Source organism: Mycobacterium asiaticum, assembly GCF_001673315.1.
GTDB classification, from domain to species: domain Bacteria; phylum Actinomycetota; class Actinomycetes; order Mycobacteriales; family Mycobacteriaceae; genus Mycobacterium; species Mycobacterium asiaticum_B.
The window spans coordinates 85094-100664 of record NZ_LZLQ01000100.1 but is presented as its reverse complement, the minus strand read 5'-3'; the positions used below and the strand labels follow the sequence as shown (position 1 = coordinate 100664).

Below are 15571 nucleotides of genomic sequence, written 5' to 3'. Positions count from 1 at the left end.
CAGTCAGCACGGAACCGGGCGGAGATAACGCCGCACCGGCGGCTTCTGCTTCCCGACGTGCAGGGAAACCCCGTTGGGTGGCGCCGGTCCGCCGAGTGGGTCGGGTCGCGGATCGCCCCGAGCGGCAACGCGGTATTCCGGCCCTGGACGGTCTTCGGGCGATCGCCGTCGCGCTGGTACTGGTCGGGCACGGCGGCATCCCGGGTGTGGGCGGCGGATTCATCGGCGTCGACGTCTTCTTCGTGCTCAGCGGATTTCTGATCACGTCGCTCCTGCTCGACGAGCTGGGACAGTCCGGCCGTATCGACCTCGCCGGATTCTGGATCCGCCGGGTCCGCCGACTGTTGCCGGCGTTGTTGCTCATGGTTCTCACGGTCGGAGTAGCCCGCGAATTTCTGCCCTACCAGGCGCAGAACGGACTGCGCGGCGACGCCATCGCCGCATTCCTGTGGGTGGCCAACTGGCGGTTCGTGGCCCAGCAGACCGACTACTTCACCCAGGGCGCTCCCCCTTCGCCGTTGCAACACACCTGGTCACTAGGCGTCGAAGAGCAGTACTACTTCGTCTGGCCGCTGCTACTGATCGGCGTGACGCTGCTGATGGCGGCCCGAGCCAGGCGTTACTTCGCCAAGATCACCGTGGGCCACGTTCGGTTGGCCGCCTTCGTCATCGCCACCGTGGGAGCACTGGCGTCGGCGGTGGCCGCGATTGCCTGCACCTCCGACGCGACCCGCGATCGGATCTACTTCGGCACCGACACCCGTGCCCAAGCTTTGTTGGTCGGCGCCGCCGCTTCGGCACTGCTGGTGCGGGATTGGCCGGCGTTGAACCGGGGATGGTGCCTGATCCGGAGTAGGTGGGGCCGGCGAGTCGCGCGGACGCTGCCGCTGGTGGGCTTGGCTGTCCTCGCGGCGATCACGCATCTGGCCACCGGGGGCGCCGGCGAATTCCGACACGGTCTGCTGATCGCGGTGGCGATTGCCGCCGTCCTGGTAATCGCCCCCGTCGCGCTGGAACAGCGCGGCGCGGTGGCCCGGGTGCTGGCATGGCGTCCGTTGGTGTGGCTGGGCACCATCTCCTACGGCGTCTACCTCTGGCACTGGCCGATTTTCCTCACGCTCAACGGAGAGCGAACCGGCTGGACGGGCCTGGGGCTGTTCGGTGCCCGGTGCGCGGCGACCGTCGTGGTGGCAGGGGTGTCCTGGTGGGCGATCGAACAGCCCATCCGGCGCTGGCGACCGCAACGGGTCGCGCTGTTGCCACTGGCCGCCGCCACCGTCGCCAGTGCCGCTGCTGCGACGATCATGGTGGTTCCGGTCGGGACGGGGTTGCGCGAAGTCGGCCTGCCACCGGACGTGTCCGCGGTGGCCGCGGTGTCCCCGTCACCGCCGGGGGCCGGCCTGCCGACACCGCTCGGTCCGCGTGACCCCAATCAGCCATTCACCGTTTCGGTGTTCGGCGATTCGATCGGGTGGACGATGATGCACTACCTGCCGCCGACACCCGGCTTCAAGTTCCTCGACCACACGGTCATCGGATGCAGCCTGGTGCGCGGCACGCCGTACCGCTACATCGGCCAAACCCTGGAACAACGCGCGGAATGCGACGGCTGGCCGGCCCGCTGGGCGGCCCAGGTCAGCCACGACCGTCCCGATGTCGCCCTGCTCGTCATCGGCCGGTGGGAGACGGTGGACCGGGTCAACGAAGGCAAATGGACCCACATCGGTGACCCGACATTCGATGCTTATCTCGATTTCGAGCTGAATCGCGCGCTGGACATCGTGGGCGCGACCGGTGTCCGCGTCATGGTCGCCACCGTGCCCTACAGCCGCGGCGGTGAAAGGGCGGACGGCCGGCTGTACCCCGAGGATCAACCCGGTCGTGTCAACGAGTGGAACACCATGTTACGCAACGCAATCAGCCACCGGTCCAACGTCGGAATCGTGGATCTGAACAAAAAGCTATGTCCCGACGGTGTTTACACCGCCAAGGTCGACGGCATCAAGGTGCGCAGCGACGGCGTCCACCTCACCCCCGAAGGTGTCAAATGGTTGTTGCCGTGGCTCGAGGAGTCGGTTCGCTGACTAACCGGTTGTCCGGCAACTGAGTTCCATGCTGTCACTGGCCCGGGCCGGAAAGTTGAAGCTGACGTAACCATTACCTGGATCCCGGACGTGATCGAGATAGCTGCGGGTGTCGGTTGCCTCGGTGTTGTCTGCGATCACCAGCGCCCCCGGCGACAGCTTCGGCTCGATCAGCCGAATCACGGGTAGATACAGGTCTTTCCAACCGTCCAAAAGCACGAATCCGACTGGCTTGTTCAACTCGGCCAGCGTGACCAACGCATCCCCTTCCAGAATGGTGATCACATCGTCCAGACCGGTCTCGGCGAATGTCCGCCGGGCAGCAGCGATCTTGGCCTCGCTGAGTTCGGTGGTGATCACCCGGCCGGTGCCGTTGTCGCGCACGCCCGCCGCCAGGTGAATCGCGGAAATGCCGAAAGACATCCCGAATTCGACGATGGTCTCGGGGCGGGTCGCCCGCACCAGCGCGTACAGCAACCGGCCCGCATCAGGGGTCACCGGGATGTAGAACTCGCTCATCGCTTCGGTGCGCTCCTGCACGGTCATCGGCCGGGCAAACTCGCCCTGCCTGTCCCGTAACAGCGCCATCTGGTCTTGGGCGGCGGCGTACATCCGGTCGAGCGCCGAAGTGACCCTGGGGTCCTGCAAGGTGTTGGTCATGGCAGCGGTCAGCCCAGCGCGTTCTGATCTCAGGCGACGACGTTGATCGGGTCGCCGATCGTGACCATGTTGAAGTACCAGGCGGCGTTGTCCGGGCTCAGGTTGATGCACCCGTGGCTGACGTTGGCGTAGCCCTGCGAGTTCACCGACCACGGCGCCGAGTGGACATACACCCCGCTGCCGGTGACGCGTACCGCGTATTGGGCGGTGATCAGGTACCCGTCCGAGGAATTGAGTGGGATACCGATGGTGCGGGAGTCCATGACGACCGACCGTTCCTTCGACATCGCATTGAAATTACCGATCGGCGTGGGACGGCTCGGCTTGCCCATCGAGGCCGGCATGGTCCGGAGGATGACGCCGTCGCGGCTCACGGTGAATGTATGCGCGGATATGCTGGCGACGCCGAGCAGGGCGTCACCGGTCTCGAAGCCCTCGGTCAGCTCCTGAACGCCCACCGAGATGCGGGTGTGCGCAGGCCAGTACTGGTCCGGAATCCATTGCACGACATTGCCGTCCAACCACTGGTAGTGGCCCGTCGGATTGCCCGGGGCGCCGATGCGGATGGATCGTTCGGCCGCGCGGCGATCGGTGACCGGTGCGGTGAACGTCACCTCTACCGGAGCGCCCACGCCCACCACCGCCCCATTGGAGGGGAAGACGGACGCCACCGCGGGCAGCGGGTGCGGCACTGGAACGGCGCCGGTGGCGGGGCTGCCGGACCCAGCCGCGGCCATGGTCGTGATCGCGATCACCACGAATAGATACCGAACTGCTCGACGCATGGCGTTCACCCTTCGGGTTGGTGCGATCAACACAAGTCAATATTCTAGTGGCTATCCGTGTGGGGCGGGTCATAGCAAACAATTCCGATGTAGCCGAGTGCGCGACCACCGCTATCTTCCCGGGTCCGGATCGACGGGTTAGCCTCAGCGGGGACGCGGGCCATCGCCAAAGGAGGTGCGGGTGCTCTTTCGGCAGCTGGAGTACTTCGTCGCGGTCGCCCAGGAGCGCCACTTCGCCCGCGCGGCCGAACGGTGTTACGTGTCCCAGCCAGCGCTGTCCGCCGCGATTGCCAAGCTGGAACGCGAACTCAACGTGACGCTGATCAACCGGGGGCACAGCTTCGAGGGTCTTACCCCGGAGGGCGAGCGGTTGGTGGTCTGGGCCAAACGGATCCTGGCCGAGCATGACGCGTTCAAAGCCGAGGTACACGCGGTGCAGTCCGGCATCGCAGGAACGCTTCGGCTGGGCACCGTCCCGACCGCATCGACGACCGCGTCCCTGGTGCTGTCCACGTTTTGCTCGGCCCACCCCTTAGCAAAGGTACAGATCAGTTCTCGGTTGGCCACAACCGAGCTGTACCGACGCCTGCACGAGTTCGAACTGGACGCCGTGATAGCGCACCCGGCGCCCGAAGCCGGCCAGGACGTGGCGCTGGTGCCGCTCTACGAGGAGCAGTACGTGCTGCTGGCGCGCGCGGACATGTTCCCGCCCGGTGCGCGCGTGATGCGCTGGCCGGACGCGGCGCAACTACCGCTGGCACTGCTCACCCAGGACATGCGGGACCGGCAGGTTATCGACGCGGCGTTCGCCGAGCATGACATCACCGTGCGTCCCCAGGTCGAAACAGACTCGGTTGCTTCGCTGTTCGCGCAGGTGGCCAACGGAAACTGGGCAACCATCGTGCCGCACACCTGGTTGTGGATGACGCCGGCGCGCGGCGAGATCCGGGCGGTCGAATTGGTCGATCCGGTACTGCGGGCCCCGATCGCCTTGGCCACCAATGCCACTGGGCCGGGATCTCCCGTCGCCCGCGCACTCGTAGCGTCAGCGCAGCGGCTCGCCCTCGACGAGTTCTTCGACGCGCAGTTGCGCGGACTCACGCAGGCGCGCTAGCCCTGGCGGGGTTGAGACCGGCCAGATGCCCGCTCTCCACCCCGGCGGCGGGATCGAGTTCGCAGTCGATCAACGCCGGCCCCTGCGCGGCGAGTGCCTCGGACAACGCGGCGTCCAGTTCCGTCGGCGTGGTCACGTGATATCCCTTGCCGCCGAAGGCTGCTGCGAGCAGTTCGTGACGAGCGCCGGCGTTGAGCACGGTCGGCGCCGGGTCGGGTCCGGACACCGACTCGTCGCCCCGGTAGACGCCACCGTTATTGAGGACGACGACGGTGACCGGTAGCCGGTAGCGGCAGATGGTTTCGATTTCCATGCCGCTGAAACCAAAGGCGCTGTCACCCTCGATGGCGACGACCGGTCGCCCCGTCTCGACCGCCGCAGCGATGGAATAGCCCATGCCGATGCCCATCACACCCCAGGTTCCGGTGTCGAGCCGGTGCCGCGGCAACTCCATATCGATGACGTTGCGGGTCAGGTCCAGCGCGTTGGCACCTTCGTTGACCAGGTAGACGTCTGGGTTACGTTGCAGCACAGCACGAATGGCCGCTAGGGCGTTGTAGAACCGCATGGGGTGCGGATTCTCGGCCAGCCGCTCCCGCATCTTGGCGTCGTTGCATGCCTTTCGTTCGGCGAGCTGGTCAATCCAACCGGCCGGTGCTGTCACCGCGCGCGCTGCCGCGCCGTCCAGCAGCGCCGACAAAACCGAGCCGATGTCACCGGCCAGCGGTGCCGCGATCGGCTGATTGCTGTCGAACTCCGCTGCGGCGATGTCGATTTGAATGAACTCGGCATCTTTCGACCACTGTGGCGAATCACCGTGACCGAGCAGCCAATTCAGTCGGGCACCGACGAGCAGCACGGCGTCGGCGCGGGCGATCGCCAACGAACGGGCGGCTGCGGCCGAGCGCGGGTGCGAGTCCGGTAGCAAGCCCTTGGCCATCGACATCGGCAGGAAAGGAATCCCGGTAACTTCGACGAACTGCCGAATCACCTCGTCGGCGCGGGCATATGCGGCCCCCTTGCCCAGCACGATCAACGGCCGCTGCGCCCGGCTGAGCACATCCAGCGCCCGCTCGACCGCCTCCGGTGCCGGCAACTGGCGCGGTGCGGGATCCACAACACGCCAGACCGTCGACGCAGCGACGGACGTTTCCAGACACTGGCCCAGCACCTCGCCGGGGATGTCGAGATAGACCCCGCCCGGGCGGCCGGAGACCGCGGTCCGGATCGCCCGCGCCACACCGCGGCCGATGTCTTCGACCCGCCCAATCCGGTACGCCGCCTTGACGAACGGCCGCGCCGCGTTGAGCTGGTCAATGTCCTGGTAGTCACCTCGCTGCAGATCCACCACCGCGCGGCCACTCGACCCGGATATCTGGATCATCGGAAAGCAGTTGGTAGTTGCGTTCGCCAGCGCGGGCAGGCCGTTGAGGAAGCCGGGCCCCGAAGTGGTCAGGCACACGCCGGGCCGCTGAGTCAGGAACCCGGCTGCGGCGGCAGCGTGGCCCGCCGAACCCTCGTGCCGGAAACCGATGTACCGGATCCCGTTGGCCTGCGCGGTGCGCGCCAGGTCGGTGATCGGTATCCCGACGACGCCGTAGATGGTGTCCGTGCCGTTGGCTCGCAGGGCGTCCACCACGAGTTGAAAACCGTCGGTCAAGCCGGCTGCGTCCAAATGCGTCGTCATGGTTCCTCACTGTTGTCGGGACGGCCGAGGATGTCCAAGACCGGATCCCTATGCAGCGATTCACGCCGTCTATCGAGTCGTCGATAGCCGACGGCTATCAACCGTTAGCGGATCGGTATTGGACAGCGCGCATCGGCCACCGGCAGGGTTTCCTTAGCTGCCGGAGGTGCCGGCACCGTCGGCCCAGCCGGAAGGAGCAAAGGATGACATCCGAACGCAGCACCGGCAACCAGACGTTGGCGGAGCAGACCCCGGGAATTGCCGAGTTGATCGCAGCAACGGCCGCGCGGATGCCCGACGCACCGGCCGTTGTCATCACGGCCGACCGGGTCCCGGTTAGCTACCGCGACCTGATCCGGCTGGTCGACGACCTGGCGGACCAGTTGACCGGCGCGGGGCTGGCCCACGGTGACCGGGTGGGATTGCGCGCCGGCAGCAACGCAGAGTTCGTCGTCGCGCTGCTGGCGGCATTGCGCGCGAACCTGGTGGTGGTCCCGTTGGACCCGGCTCTGCCGCCGGGTGACCAACGCGCACGCAGCGAGGCGGCCGGAGCGCGGGTAGTGCTCGTCGACGGCAGGGCGCCGGGTGACGACTCAGAACCCGCCGTGCCGCGGTGGCCCGTAGCCGTGGCGGTCAGTCCGGATGCCGTACATCGCGGGTTTTCCGTTCAGCTGGACTCATCCGCCGCCGCCAATCCGAGCAGCTCGTCTCCGGAGGGGTTGCGGGTCGACGATGCCATGATCATGTTCACCGGCGGTACCACCGGATTGCCCAAGATGGTGCCCTGGACGCACGACAACATCGTCAGCTCGGTGCGGGCGATCATTGCCGGCTACCAGCTGGGCCCGCAGGACGCGACGGTCGCAGTGATGCCGCTCTATCACGGTCACGGTCTGGTCGCCGCGCTGCTGTCGACGCTGGCATCCGGGGGAGCGGTGTTGTTGCCGGCCCGCGGACGGTTCTCGGCGCAGACCTTCTGGGACGACATCGACGCCGTCGGGGCGACCTGGTACACGGCTGTGCCCACGATTCACCAGATTCTGCTGGAGCGGGTGGCGACCGGACCGGCGGAAGGTGCGAGCGCCGCCCTGCGTTTCATCCGCAGTTGCAGCGCGCCGCTGACTCCCGAGGTCGCCCGAGCCCTCGAGGCCGAATTCTCCGCACCGGTGTTGTGTGCATTCGGCATGACCGAAGCCACCCACCAGGTGGCCAGCACCAGCATCGGTCAGGAGGTGAACCCCGCGGTATTAACGGGTTTGGTGGGTCGCTCGACCGGGCCGGAGATCCGCATTGCCGGCCCCGACGGACAACCCGTCGCGCCGGAGGTCGTCGGGGAGGTGTGGCTACGTGGTCGCACCGTGGTGCGGGGTTACCTCGGTGACCCCAAGATCACCGCCGCGAACTTCACCGAAGGTTGGTTGCGCACCGGTGACCTGGGAACGCTGTCGCAGGCCGGGGAGCTGAGCATCCGCGGCCGGATCAAGGAACTCATCAACCGCGGCGGCGAGAAGATCTCGCCCGAGCGGGTCGAGGGTGTGCTGGCCACCCATCCAAACATCATGGAGGTGGCGGTGTTCGGGGTTCCGCACCCGATGTATGGGGAGGCGGTCGCAGCGGTGATCGTGCCCCGAGACGGCGTCCCCGGCGCCGAGGAGCTCATCGAATTCTGCCGGGACCGGTTGGCATCTTTTGAGATTCCGGCAACCTTTCAAGTGACCGACGAGTTGCCGCATACCGCCAAGGGCTCGTTGGACCGCCGCGCCGTGTCGCAGCGGTTCAGCCAGTCGGCCGGCCAATAGCGGCTGCCGACCGCTTACGCGGAGGCTTTCACCCGAGCCGCCGCGGATTCGGGCATGGCTTCGTAACGGGCGAATGAGCGGGTGAACGACGCCGCGCCGTGTGCGAGCGAACGCAGGTCGATGGCGTACCGGGTCAGTTCCACCTGCGGCACTTCGGCGTTGACCACGGTTCGCTCGTGTCCGGCTGTGTCGGTGCCCAGCACCCTGCCCCGACGCCCGGACAAGTCGCCCATCACCGCACCGACGAAATCATCGGGCACCAGCACCGAAATCTCGTCGATCGGCTCCAGCAGCACCACCTTCGTTGCGGCCGCGGCTTCGCGCAACGCAAGTGAACCGGCCATCTGGAACGCGAAATCCGAAGAGTCCACACTGTGCGCCTTGCCGTCGACCAGGGTGACGCGAATGTCGACCACCGGGTAGCCGGCGTGCACCCCTTTCTCCATCTGCGCGCGGACGCCCTTCTCCACGCTGGGAATGAATTGGCGCGGCACCGCGCCCCCCACCACCTTGTCGAGGAATTCGAATCCCGCACCCTCCGGAAGCGGTTCCACCTCGATGTCGCACACCGCGTACTGGCCGTGGCCGCCCGACTGCTTCACGTGGCGGCCATGACCTTTGGCCTTGCCGCCGAAGGTCTCTCGCAGCGGCACCCGTAGTTCGACGGTATCGACGGTGACGCCGTACCGGTTGGCCAGTGCGTCCAGAACCACCCCGACGTGGGCTTCACCCATGCACCAGAGCACCACCTGGTGCGTCTCCGGGTTCTGTTCGATCCGCAACGTCGGGTCCTCGGCGGCCAACCGGGCCAGCCCCACCGACAGTTTGTCTTCGTCGGTCTTTGCGTGCGCCGCAATGGCCACCGGAAGCAGCGGTTCCGGCATGGTCCAGGGCTTGAGCACCAATGGCTCGGCCTTGTCCGACAACGTGTCCCCGGTTTCCGCGCGGCTCAGCTTGCCGATCGCGCAGATGTCCCCGGCCACCACGGCGGGGGCGGGGCGCTGCTGCTTTCCGAGTGGGAAGGACAGCACGCCGATGCGTTCGTCTTCGTCATGGTCGGGGTGGGAATGCGTGGCCCCGCCGTTGCCGTTGCCGCCACCGAAAAAGGACGAGAAGTGGCCTGACACATGGACCGTCGCGTCGGGTTTGATGGTCCCGGAGAACACCCGCACCAGGCTGACACGTCCGACGTATGGATCGGAGGTCGTCTTGACGACTTCGGCCAGCAATGGCGAATTGACATCGCACGCCAATTCCTTGTGGCTGGCCCCTTGGGGTGTGAAGACCTCCGGCAAGGGGTGTTCCATCGGCGACGGAAAGCCCCGGGTGATGACCTCGAGCAATTCCCGTGTGCCCACGCCGGTGCTACTGCATACCGGGATCACCGGGAAGAACGAACCGCGAGCTACAGCCCTCTCGAGATCCTGAATCAGCACCGACTCCTCGATCGACTCGCCACCGAGGTAACGCTCCATCAGTGACTCGTCCTCGGACTCCTCGATGATTCCTTCGATCAGGGTTCCGCGTGCTTCCTCGATGAGGTCGGCGTCGGAGGCGTCGGGTGACGCTTCGGTGCGCTTACCGTCGGAATAGGTGTACTTGGTCTGGGAGAGCAGTCCGATCAGCCCTTTGCACGCGGCTGCCGACGTGGGGAGGTAGAGCGGTAAGACCTTGTCGCCGAACGCATTCTGTGCTGCCGCCAACGCCTCGTGGTAGTTGGCGCGGGCGTGGTCGAGCTTGGTGATGACCACCGCGCGCGGCATGCCGACTTGGCTGCACTCCTGCCACAGGGACTTGGTCGGTTCGTCGACGCCTTCGTTGGCCGCGATGATGAACAGCGCACAGTCGGCGGCGCGCAGACCGGCGCGCAACTCGCCTACGAAGTCGGCATATCCGGGGGTGTCGACCAGGTTGATCTTGATGCCCCCATGGGACAACGACGCAACCGCGACACCTACCGAACGCTGCTGTCGTATCTCGGCGTCGTCGAAGTCGCAGACGGTGCTGCCCTCGGTGACCGATCCCGGCCGGGACAGCACCCCGCCGGCCACCAGCAACGCCTCCACCAAAGTGGTCTTGCCGCCCCCCGATGGCCCGACGAGCACTACGTTGCGGATGCCGTCGGGAGCGTTCGCGGTGGGGGCGGCACCGGCGCCCTGGGAAGTATTCGCTCTGTCGGCCATGACGTTCCTCCAGTTCTCCCTGGGTGGCGCCGACGCCCGTCTGCCGCGGCGTGATCCAGCCCACAGGACGCATTGGCAACTTTTCCCCCAACGACCGCCCAGCACAAGGGCCCGCCACCACCGGAGGATCAGGCGTGCCAGCTGGACCAACGGGTCGTGGCAACGCTGATCACTGGGCCGCCCAACGAAACCGACTGATACTGAGGGTATTTGGCGCGCAGTAACCGGTATCCGGTGTCCAGTGCGGCGCCTTCGGATGCGATGGTGGCGGTGCCGTCCACCCGTACCCACCACAACTGCGTCCAGTCGTCGGCGTAATGGTCGACGAGCAGACTGACCGAGGGATTGCCTTCGATGTTGTCCAGCCGGCGCAGCCGCTGGGTGGTCTTGGGCTTGGCGTCCACCGCCGTGTAAATGGTCTTCCCGTCGACCGCGAAGACCACCGGCACCAGGTGCGGCTGGCCGTTCGGCGCCACTGTGGCCAGCCGTGCGATCGGCGACGCCGCAAAGCGGGCCCGCGGGTCGAAGTCCACTTTTCTAGCCTAGGGTTCCAGCCTAGGGTTCCAGCCTGACGTTCCAGCGTGACGTTCCAGCCTGCCGTTCCAGCCTGAGAATCAAGCCTCAAGCCCAGACTAAGGTCCACCGCCGCCCCGGCATTTTCGTGTCATCGCTCACATATTTGTTCGCGGAACGCATAACGCGGCGTATTCGGGCGTAATCGGAGGCGGGATTTCGACAATTCGTGGTCTGACCACCGCATTAATGGGTATCTGGATTACGGTGGTAGTGGCGACAACGTCCGCACCAACCGGCGCTTGTGGTCGGGGCAATTTAATTCTTCACCAGACGCAGGAGGATTACCGGATGAGCAAATCTCGCCACCGCGCATTCAGGTGGTCATGGTTGGTCGCCGTGTTGACCATGATCGGGTTGACCTCTGGTTTGGGTCCCGTCGCGCCCGCCCACGCGGTGCCGCTGAAGGAGTTTCCCGGCGTCCCGCTCGACCCGGCTGCTGCGGTGGCCCAGGTTGGTCCGCAGGTGGTCAACATCAACACCAAACTGGGTTATAACAACGCGGTAGGTGCCGGAACCGGCATCGTCATCGACCCGAATGGCGTCATCCTGACCAACAATCACGTCATTTCGGGTGCCACGGACATCAGTGCGTTCAGCGTCGGTGACGGCCGCACGTATGGTGTCGACGTCGTCGGATACGACCGCACGCAGGACGTCGCGGTGCTGCAGTTGCGCGGCGCTGGTGGGCTCCCCACCGCCGCGATCGGCGGTCCGGTCAATGTCGGCGAGCCCGTCGTCGCACTGGGCAACACCGGCGGGCAGGGTGGCGCTCCCCGCGCAGTTCCCGGCAAAGTGATCGCCGTCGGCCAGACGGTCCAGGCGTCTGATGCCCTGACCGGTGCCGAGGAGACCCTGAACGGATTGATCCAGTTCGACGGCGCGATCCAACCCGGAGACTCGGGTGGTCCTGTGGTGAATTCCGCCGGACAGGTTGTCGGGATGAACACCGCCGCCAGCGAGAACTTCCAGTTGTCCGGCGGACAGGGCTTCGCGATCCCGGTCGGCACCGCGATGGGTATCGCCAATCAGATCCGGTCCGGGGGCGGCTCGCGCACCGTGCATGTCGGGCCGACGGCCTTCCTCGGCCTGGGCGTCGTCGACAACAACGGTAACGGCGCCCGGGTGCAACGCGTGGTGGGCACCGCGCCCGCCGCGTCGGTCGGAATCGCGGTCGGCGACGTGGTCACCGCCATCGACGGCGTGCCGATCAATTCGGCCACCGCGCTCTCGGATGCGCTGACTCCGCACCATCCCGGTGATTCGATCTCGATCAGCTTCACATCCAAGTCGGGCGTCGCCCGTACCGAGAACGTGACGCTCGCCGAGGGGCCGCCAGCCTGATCGGACCGCTGTTCTGACCGCGAGAGCGTGTTTGCCAGGCGCACGAATTGCTGTGGTGCTAGCGGCTTTTCGATATCAGGGGCCGGGCAATGTCGCCTTGCGTGATTCTTAGTCAGGCCTGTCGGGTACCCGTGGCATCGTGGATTTGATGAATGACGCGACAGAGACCTCGAGGCAGGATTCCGCGCACCATCCGGTTGAGGGCAGTCACGTCGAAGGAGGTGTGGTCGAACACCCGACCGCGCAGGACTTCGACAATGCCGCCGCCCTCCCCGCCGACCCAACCTGGTTCAAGCACGCGGTTTTCTACGAGGTGCTGGTCCGGGCATTCTTCGACTCGAATGCCGATGGGTCGGGCGACCTGCGTGGACTCATCGACCGGTTGGACTATCTGCAGTGGCTCGGCGTGGATTGCCTCTGGCTGCCGCCGTTCTACGACTCGCCGCTGCGCGATGGTGGGTATGACATCCGCGACTTCTACAAGGTGCTGCCGGAGTTCGGCACGGTCGAGGACTTCGTCGCGCTGATCGACGAGGCCCACCAGCGGGGCATCCGGGTCATCACCGACTTGGTGATGAACCACACGTCGGAGTCGCATCCGTGGTTCCAGGAATCCCGCCACGACCCCGACGGGCCATACGGTGACTTCTACGTCTGGAGCGATACGAGCGAGAAATACACCGACGCCAGGATCATCTTCGTCGACACCGAAGAGTCGAACTGGACTTTCGACCCGGTACGGCGGCAGTTCTATTGGCACCGCTTCTTCTCTCACCAGCCGGACCTGAACTACGACAATCCGGCCGTGCAGGAAGCGATGATCGACGTCCTGCGGTTTTGGCTCGGTTTGGGTATCGACGGGTTCCGCCTGGATGCGGTGCCTTATCTGTTCGAACGGGAGGGAACCAACTGCGAGAACCTTCCGGAGACGCACGCGTTTCTCAAGCGGTGCCGCAAGGTCGTCGACGACGAGTTCCCGGGTCGGGTGCTGCTGGCCGAGGCCAACCAGTGGCCCGCCGACGTGGTCGAATACTTCGGGGACCCCAGCACCGGCGGGGATGAATGCCACATGGCATTCCATTTCCCGCTCATGCCGCGGATCTTCATGGCGGTACGGCGGGAATCCCGATTTCCGATCTCCGAGATTCTGGCCCAGACGCCGGACATCCCCGATTTGGCTCAGTGGGGGATCTTCCTGCGCAACCATGACGAACTGACGCTGGAAATGGTCAGCGACGAAGAGCGCGACTACATGTACGCGGAGTACGCCAAGGATCCACGGATGAAGGCCAACGTCGGGATTCGCCGCCGATTGGCGCCATTGCTGGAAAACGACTTCAACCAAATGCGCCTGTTCAACGCGCTACTGCTGTCGCTGCCTGGTTCGCCGGTGCTGTATTACGGCGACGAGATCGGCATGGGCGACGTCATCTGGCTGGGTGACCGGGACGGGGTTCGCACCCCCATGCAATGGACTCCGGACCGCAATGCCGGATTCTCTACCGCGAACCCGGGCCGCCTCTTCCTGCCGGCCAGCCAGGACTCCGTCTACGGTTATCAAGCGGTCAACGTGGAAGCGCAACGCGACACCAGCACGTCGCTGCTCAACTGGACGCGCACCATGCTTTCCGTCCGGCGCCGACACGACGCGTTCGCGGTCGGATCATTCCAGGAATTGGGCGGTTCGAACCCGTCGGTGCTGGCGTTCGTGCGCGAGACGCGCGGCGAAAACGGGGAGGAGGGTGACGTCGTGTTGTGCGTCAACAATCTGTCGAGGTTCCCCCAGCCCATCGAACTGAACTTGCAACAGTGGAACAACTACACGCCGGTTGAACTCACCGGGCAGGTCGAGTTTCCCCGCGTCGGCCACCTGCCGTACCTGCTGACACTGCCCGGGCACGGGTTCTACTGGTTCCAGTTGTCCGCATCGGAGGAGGAACGATGAACGCGACACCCGTGGCCACCCAGGCAGCCAAGCTGCCATGGGCGGAGTGGCTTCCGCAGCAACGTTGGTACGCCGGGCGGAATCGGGAACTTTCCCGCGCCGAGGTCGCGGTGGTGGTGCCGCTGCGTGAGGCGTTGGATCTGGTGCTGATCGATGTCGGGTATGTCGACGGTTTCAGCGAGCGCTACCAGGTGATCGTCCGCTGGGATTCGGAACCAGTCGCCGAATACAGCTCCCAGGCCACCATCGGGTCTGCCGACGACCACATCGGCTTCGACGCGCTTTACGACTCCAAGGCCCCACAGTTCCTGTTGTCACTGATCGACGAGTCGGCGACCCGCAGTTCGTCCGGCACCGAATTGAGGTTCAGCAAAGAGCCGGACGTCGAATTACCCCGGGATGCCTATCCTCGCGTGGCGGACGCCGAGCAGAGCAACACCAGCGTGATCTTCGACCGCCCGCCGGCCGCGATATTCAAGGTGTTCCGCCGGGTCAGCCAAGGCATCAACCCGGACATCGAACTCAACCGGGTCTTGGGCCGGGCAGGCAACCCGCATGTCGCCCGCCTGCTGGGTGCCTACGAGATCGCCGGTTCCAGTGCGGACGAGGCGTCCCCGCTGGGCATGGTGACCGCGTTCGCGGCCAACGCGGCCGAGGGCTGGGCGATGGCCACTGCCAGTGTTCGTGACCTGTTCGCCGAGGGTGACCTGTACGCCTACGAGGTTGGTGGTGACTTCGCGGGGGAGTCTTATCGGCTGGGTGAAGCCGTCGCGTCCGTGCACGCCGCGCTGGCCGAGCATCTGGGGACGGCACAGGCCACCTTCCCGGTGGAGACGGTGCTGGCGCGGTTGGCGTCGGCTGCGGCCACCGTGCCCGAATTGAGCGACTACGTGGTCACCATCGAGGAGCGGTTCGGCAAGCTCGCCGATGAGCCGATCACGGTGCAACGGGTGCATGGCGACCTGCATCTAGGGCAAGTCTTGCGGACCCCCGAGAGCTGGGTGCTGATCGACTTCGAAGGCGAGCCGGGCCAACCGTTGCAGGAGCGCCGGGCACCGGACTCCCCACTGCGTGACGTAGCCGGGGTGTTGAGATCGTTCGAGTACGCCGCGTACGGTCCGCTGGTCGATCAGGGCGGGGACAAGCAACTCGCCGCGCGAGCCCGGGAATGGGTAGAGCGCAATCGCACCGCGTTCTGCGACGGGTATGCGGCCGCGTCGGGAACCGACCCGCGGGACTCGGCACTGGTGCTGGGCGCCTACGAACTCGACAAGGCGGTCTACGAGACGGGTTACGAGTCCCGGCACCGTCCGACCTGGCTGCCAATACCGCTGCGGTCGATCGCGCGCCTGACGGTTTGACCCGGCGGCGCGCCGTCCACGGCATGATGTGGCGGT

Annotated in this window: 11 protein-coding genes; 6 read left to right on the top strand and 5 right to left on the bottom strand. The window is 65.9% G+C overall.

The window, feature by feature from the left end; genetic code table 11:
- Window positions 1-77: 77 nt before the first annotated feature.
- The gene (locus A5636_RS16330; protein ID WP_065159681.1) at window positions 78-2084 is read left to right on the top strand and encodes an acyltransferase family protein; all 2007 of its coding nucleotides are present in this window, start codon (window positions 78-80) and stop codon (window positions 2082-2084) included.
- On the opposite strand, the gene A5636_RS16325 is transcribed toward A5636_RS16330, so the two are convergent.
- A complete protein-coding gene (locus A5636_RS16325) occupies window positions 2085-2744 on the bottom strand; it encodes an O-methyltransferase (RefSeq protein WP_065159680.1) in 660 nt (219 codons plus the stop codon). It lies immediately after the preceding gene.
- Between the two features lie 29 nt (window positions 2745-2773).
- Window positions 2774-3529 carry a L,D-transpeptidase gene (locus A5636_RS16320; protein ID WP_065159703.1) on the bottom strand — a complete coding sequence of 252 codons (756 nt, stop codon included), beginning with the start codon at window positions 3527-3529 and terminating at the stop codon, window positions 2774-2776.
- A gap of 181 nt (window positions 3530-3710) precedes the next feature.
- On the opposite strand from A5636_RS16320, the gene A5636_RS16315 reads away from it, so the two are divergent.
- Complete coding sequence (locus A5636_RS16315; protein ID WP_065159702.1) at window positions 3711-4643, top strand: LysR family transcriptional regulator; 933 nt, start codon at window positions 3711-3713, stop codon at window positions 4641-4643.
- Here A5636_RS16315 and oxc read toward each other — a convergent pair.
- The gene (oxc, locus tag A5636_RS16310) at window positions 4627-6330 is read right to left on the bottom strand and encodes an oxalyl-CoA decarboxylase (RefSeq protein WP_065159679.1); all 1704 of its coding nucleotides are present in this window, start codon (window positions 6328-6330) and stop codon (window positions 4627-4629) included. The two genes, A5636_RS16315 and oxc, sit on opposite strands and share 17 nt — an antisense overlap.
- A gap of 203 nt (window positions 6331-6533) precedes the next feature.
- On the opposite strand from oxc, the gene A5636_RS16305 reads away from it, so the two are divergent.
- Window positions 6534-8129, top strand: coding sequence for a FadD7 family fatty acid--CoA ligase (locus A5636_RS16305; RefSeq protein ID WP_065159678.1), 1596 nt, complete (start codon window positions 6534-6536; stop codon window positions 8127-8129).
- Window positions 8130-8143: 14 nt separating this feature from the next.
- Here A5636_RS16305 and A5636_RS16300 read toward each other — a convergent pair whose 3' ends face one another.
- Window positions 8144-10312, bottom strand: coding sequence for an elongation factor G-like protein EF-G2 (locus tag A5636_RS16300; RefSeq protein ID WP_065159677.1), 2169 nt, complete (start codon window positions 10310-10312; stop codon window positions 8144-8146).
- Window positions 10313-10440: 128 nt separating this feature from the next.
- Complete coding sequence (locus A5636_RS16295) at window positions 10441-10845, bottom strand: TIGR03668 family PPOX class F420-dependent oxidoreductase (protein ID WP_065159676.1); 405 nt, start codon at window positions 10843-10845, stop codon at window positions 10441-10443.
- A 331-nt stretch (window positions 10846-11176) separates the two neighbouring features.
- Here A5636_RS16295 and A5636_RS16290 point away from each other — a divergent pair, with 331 nt between their 5' ends.
- From A5636_RS16290 to A5636_RS16280, 3 genes are all read left to right on the top strand, one after another.
- Window positions 11177-12229 carry a S1C family serine protease gene (locus A5636_RS16290; RefSeq protein WP_065159675.1) on the top strand — a complete coding sequence of 351 codons (1053 nt, stop codon included), beginning with the start codon at window positions 11177-11179 and terminating at the stop codon, window positions 12227-12229.
- Window positions 12230-12377: 148 nt separating this feature from the next.
- Window positions 12378-14174 carry a maltose alpha-D-glucosyltransferase gene (treS, locus tag A5636_RS16285; RefSeq protein ID WP_065159674.1) on the top strand — a complete coding sequence of 599 codons (1797 nt, stop codon included), beginning with the start codon at window positions 12378-12380 and terminating at the stop codon, window positions 14172-14174.
- Window positions 14171-15535 carry a maltokinase N-terminal cap-like domain-containing protein gene (locus A5636_RS16280; protein WP_065159673.1) on the top strand — a complete coding sequence of 455 codons (1365 nt, stop codon included), beginning with the start codon at window positions 14171-14173 and terminating at the stop codon, window positions 15533-15535. The genes treS and A5636_RS16280 overlap by 4 nt, the downstream gene beginning before the upstream one ends.
- Window positions 15536-15571: the final 36 nt, after the last annotated feature.

What these genes read in the sequence shown, in the direction of transcription:
- A5636_RS16325 (WP_065159680.1), bottom strand. Translation starts at nt 2,744, where the DNA reads ATGACCAACACCTTGCAGGACCCCAGGGTCACTTCGGCGCTCGACCGG.
- A5636_RS16320 (WP_065159703.1), bottom strand. Translation starts at nt 3,529, where the DNA reads ATGCGTCGAGCAGTTCGGTATCTATTCGTGGTGATCGCGATCACGACC.
- oxc (WP_065159679.1), bottom strand. Translation starts at nt 6,330, where the DNA reads ATGACGACGCATTTGGACGCAGCCGGCTTGACCGACGGTTTTCAACTC.
- A5636_RS16305 (WP_065159678.1), top strand. Translation starts at nt 6,534, where the DNA reads ATGACATCCGAACGCAGCACCGGCAACCAGACGTTGGCGGAGCAGACC.
- A5636_RS16300 (WP_065159677.1), bottom strand. Translation starts at nt 10,312, where the DNA reads ATGGCCGACAGAGCGAATACTTCCCAGGGCGCCGGTGCCGCCCCCACC.
- A5636_RS16290 (WP_065159675.1), top strand. Translation starts at nt 11,177, where the DNA reads ATGAGCAAATCTCGCCACCGCGCATTCAGGTGGTCATGGTTGGTCGCC.
- treS (WP_065159674.1), top strand. Translation starts at nt 12,378, where the DNA reads ATGAATGACGCGACAGAGACCTCGAGGCAGGATTCCGCGCACCATCCG.
- A5636_RS16280 (WP_065159673.1), top strand. Translation starts at nt 14,171, where the DNA reads ATGAACGCGACACCCGTGGCCACCCAGGCAGCCAAGCTGCCATGGGCG.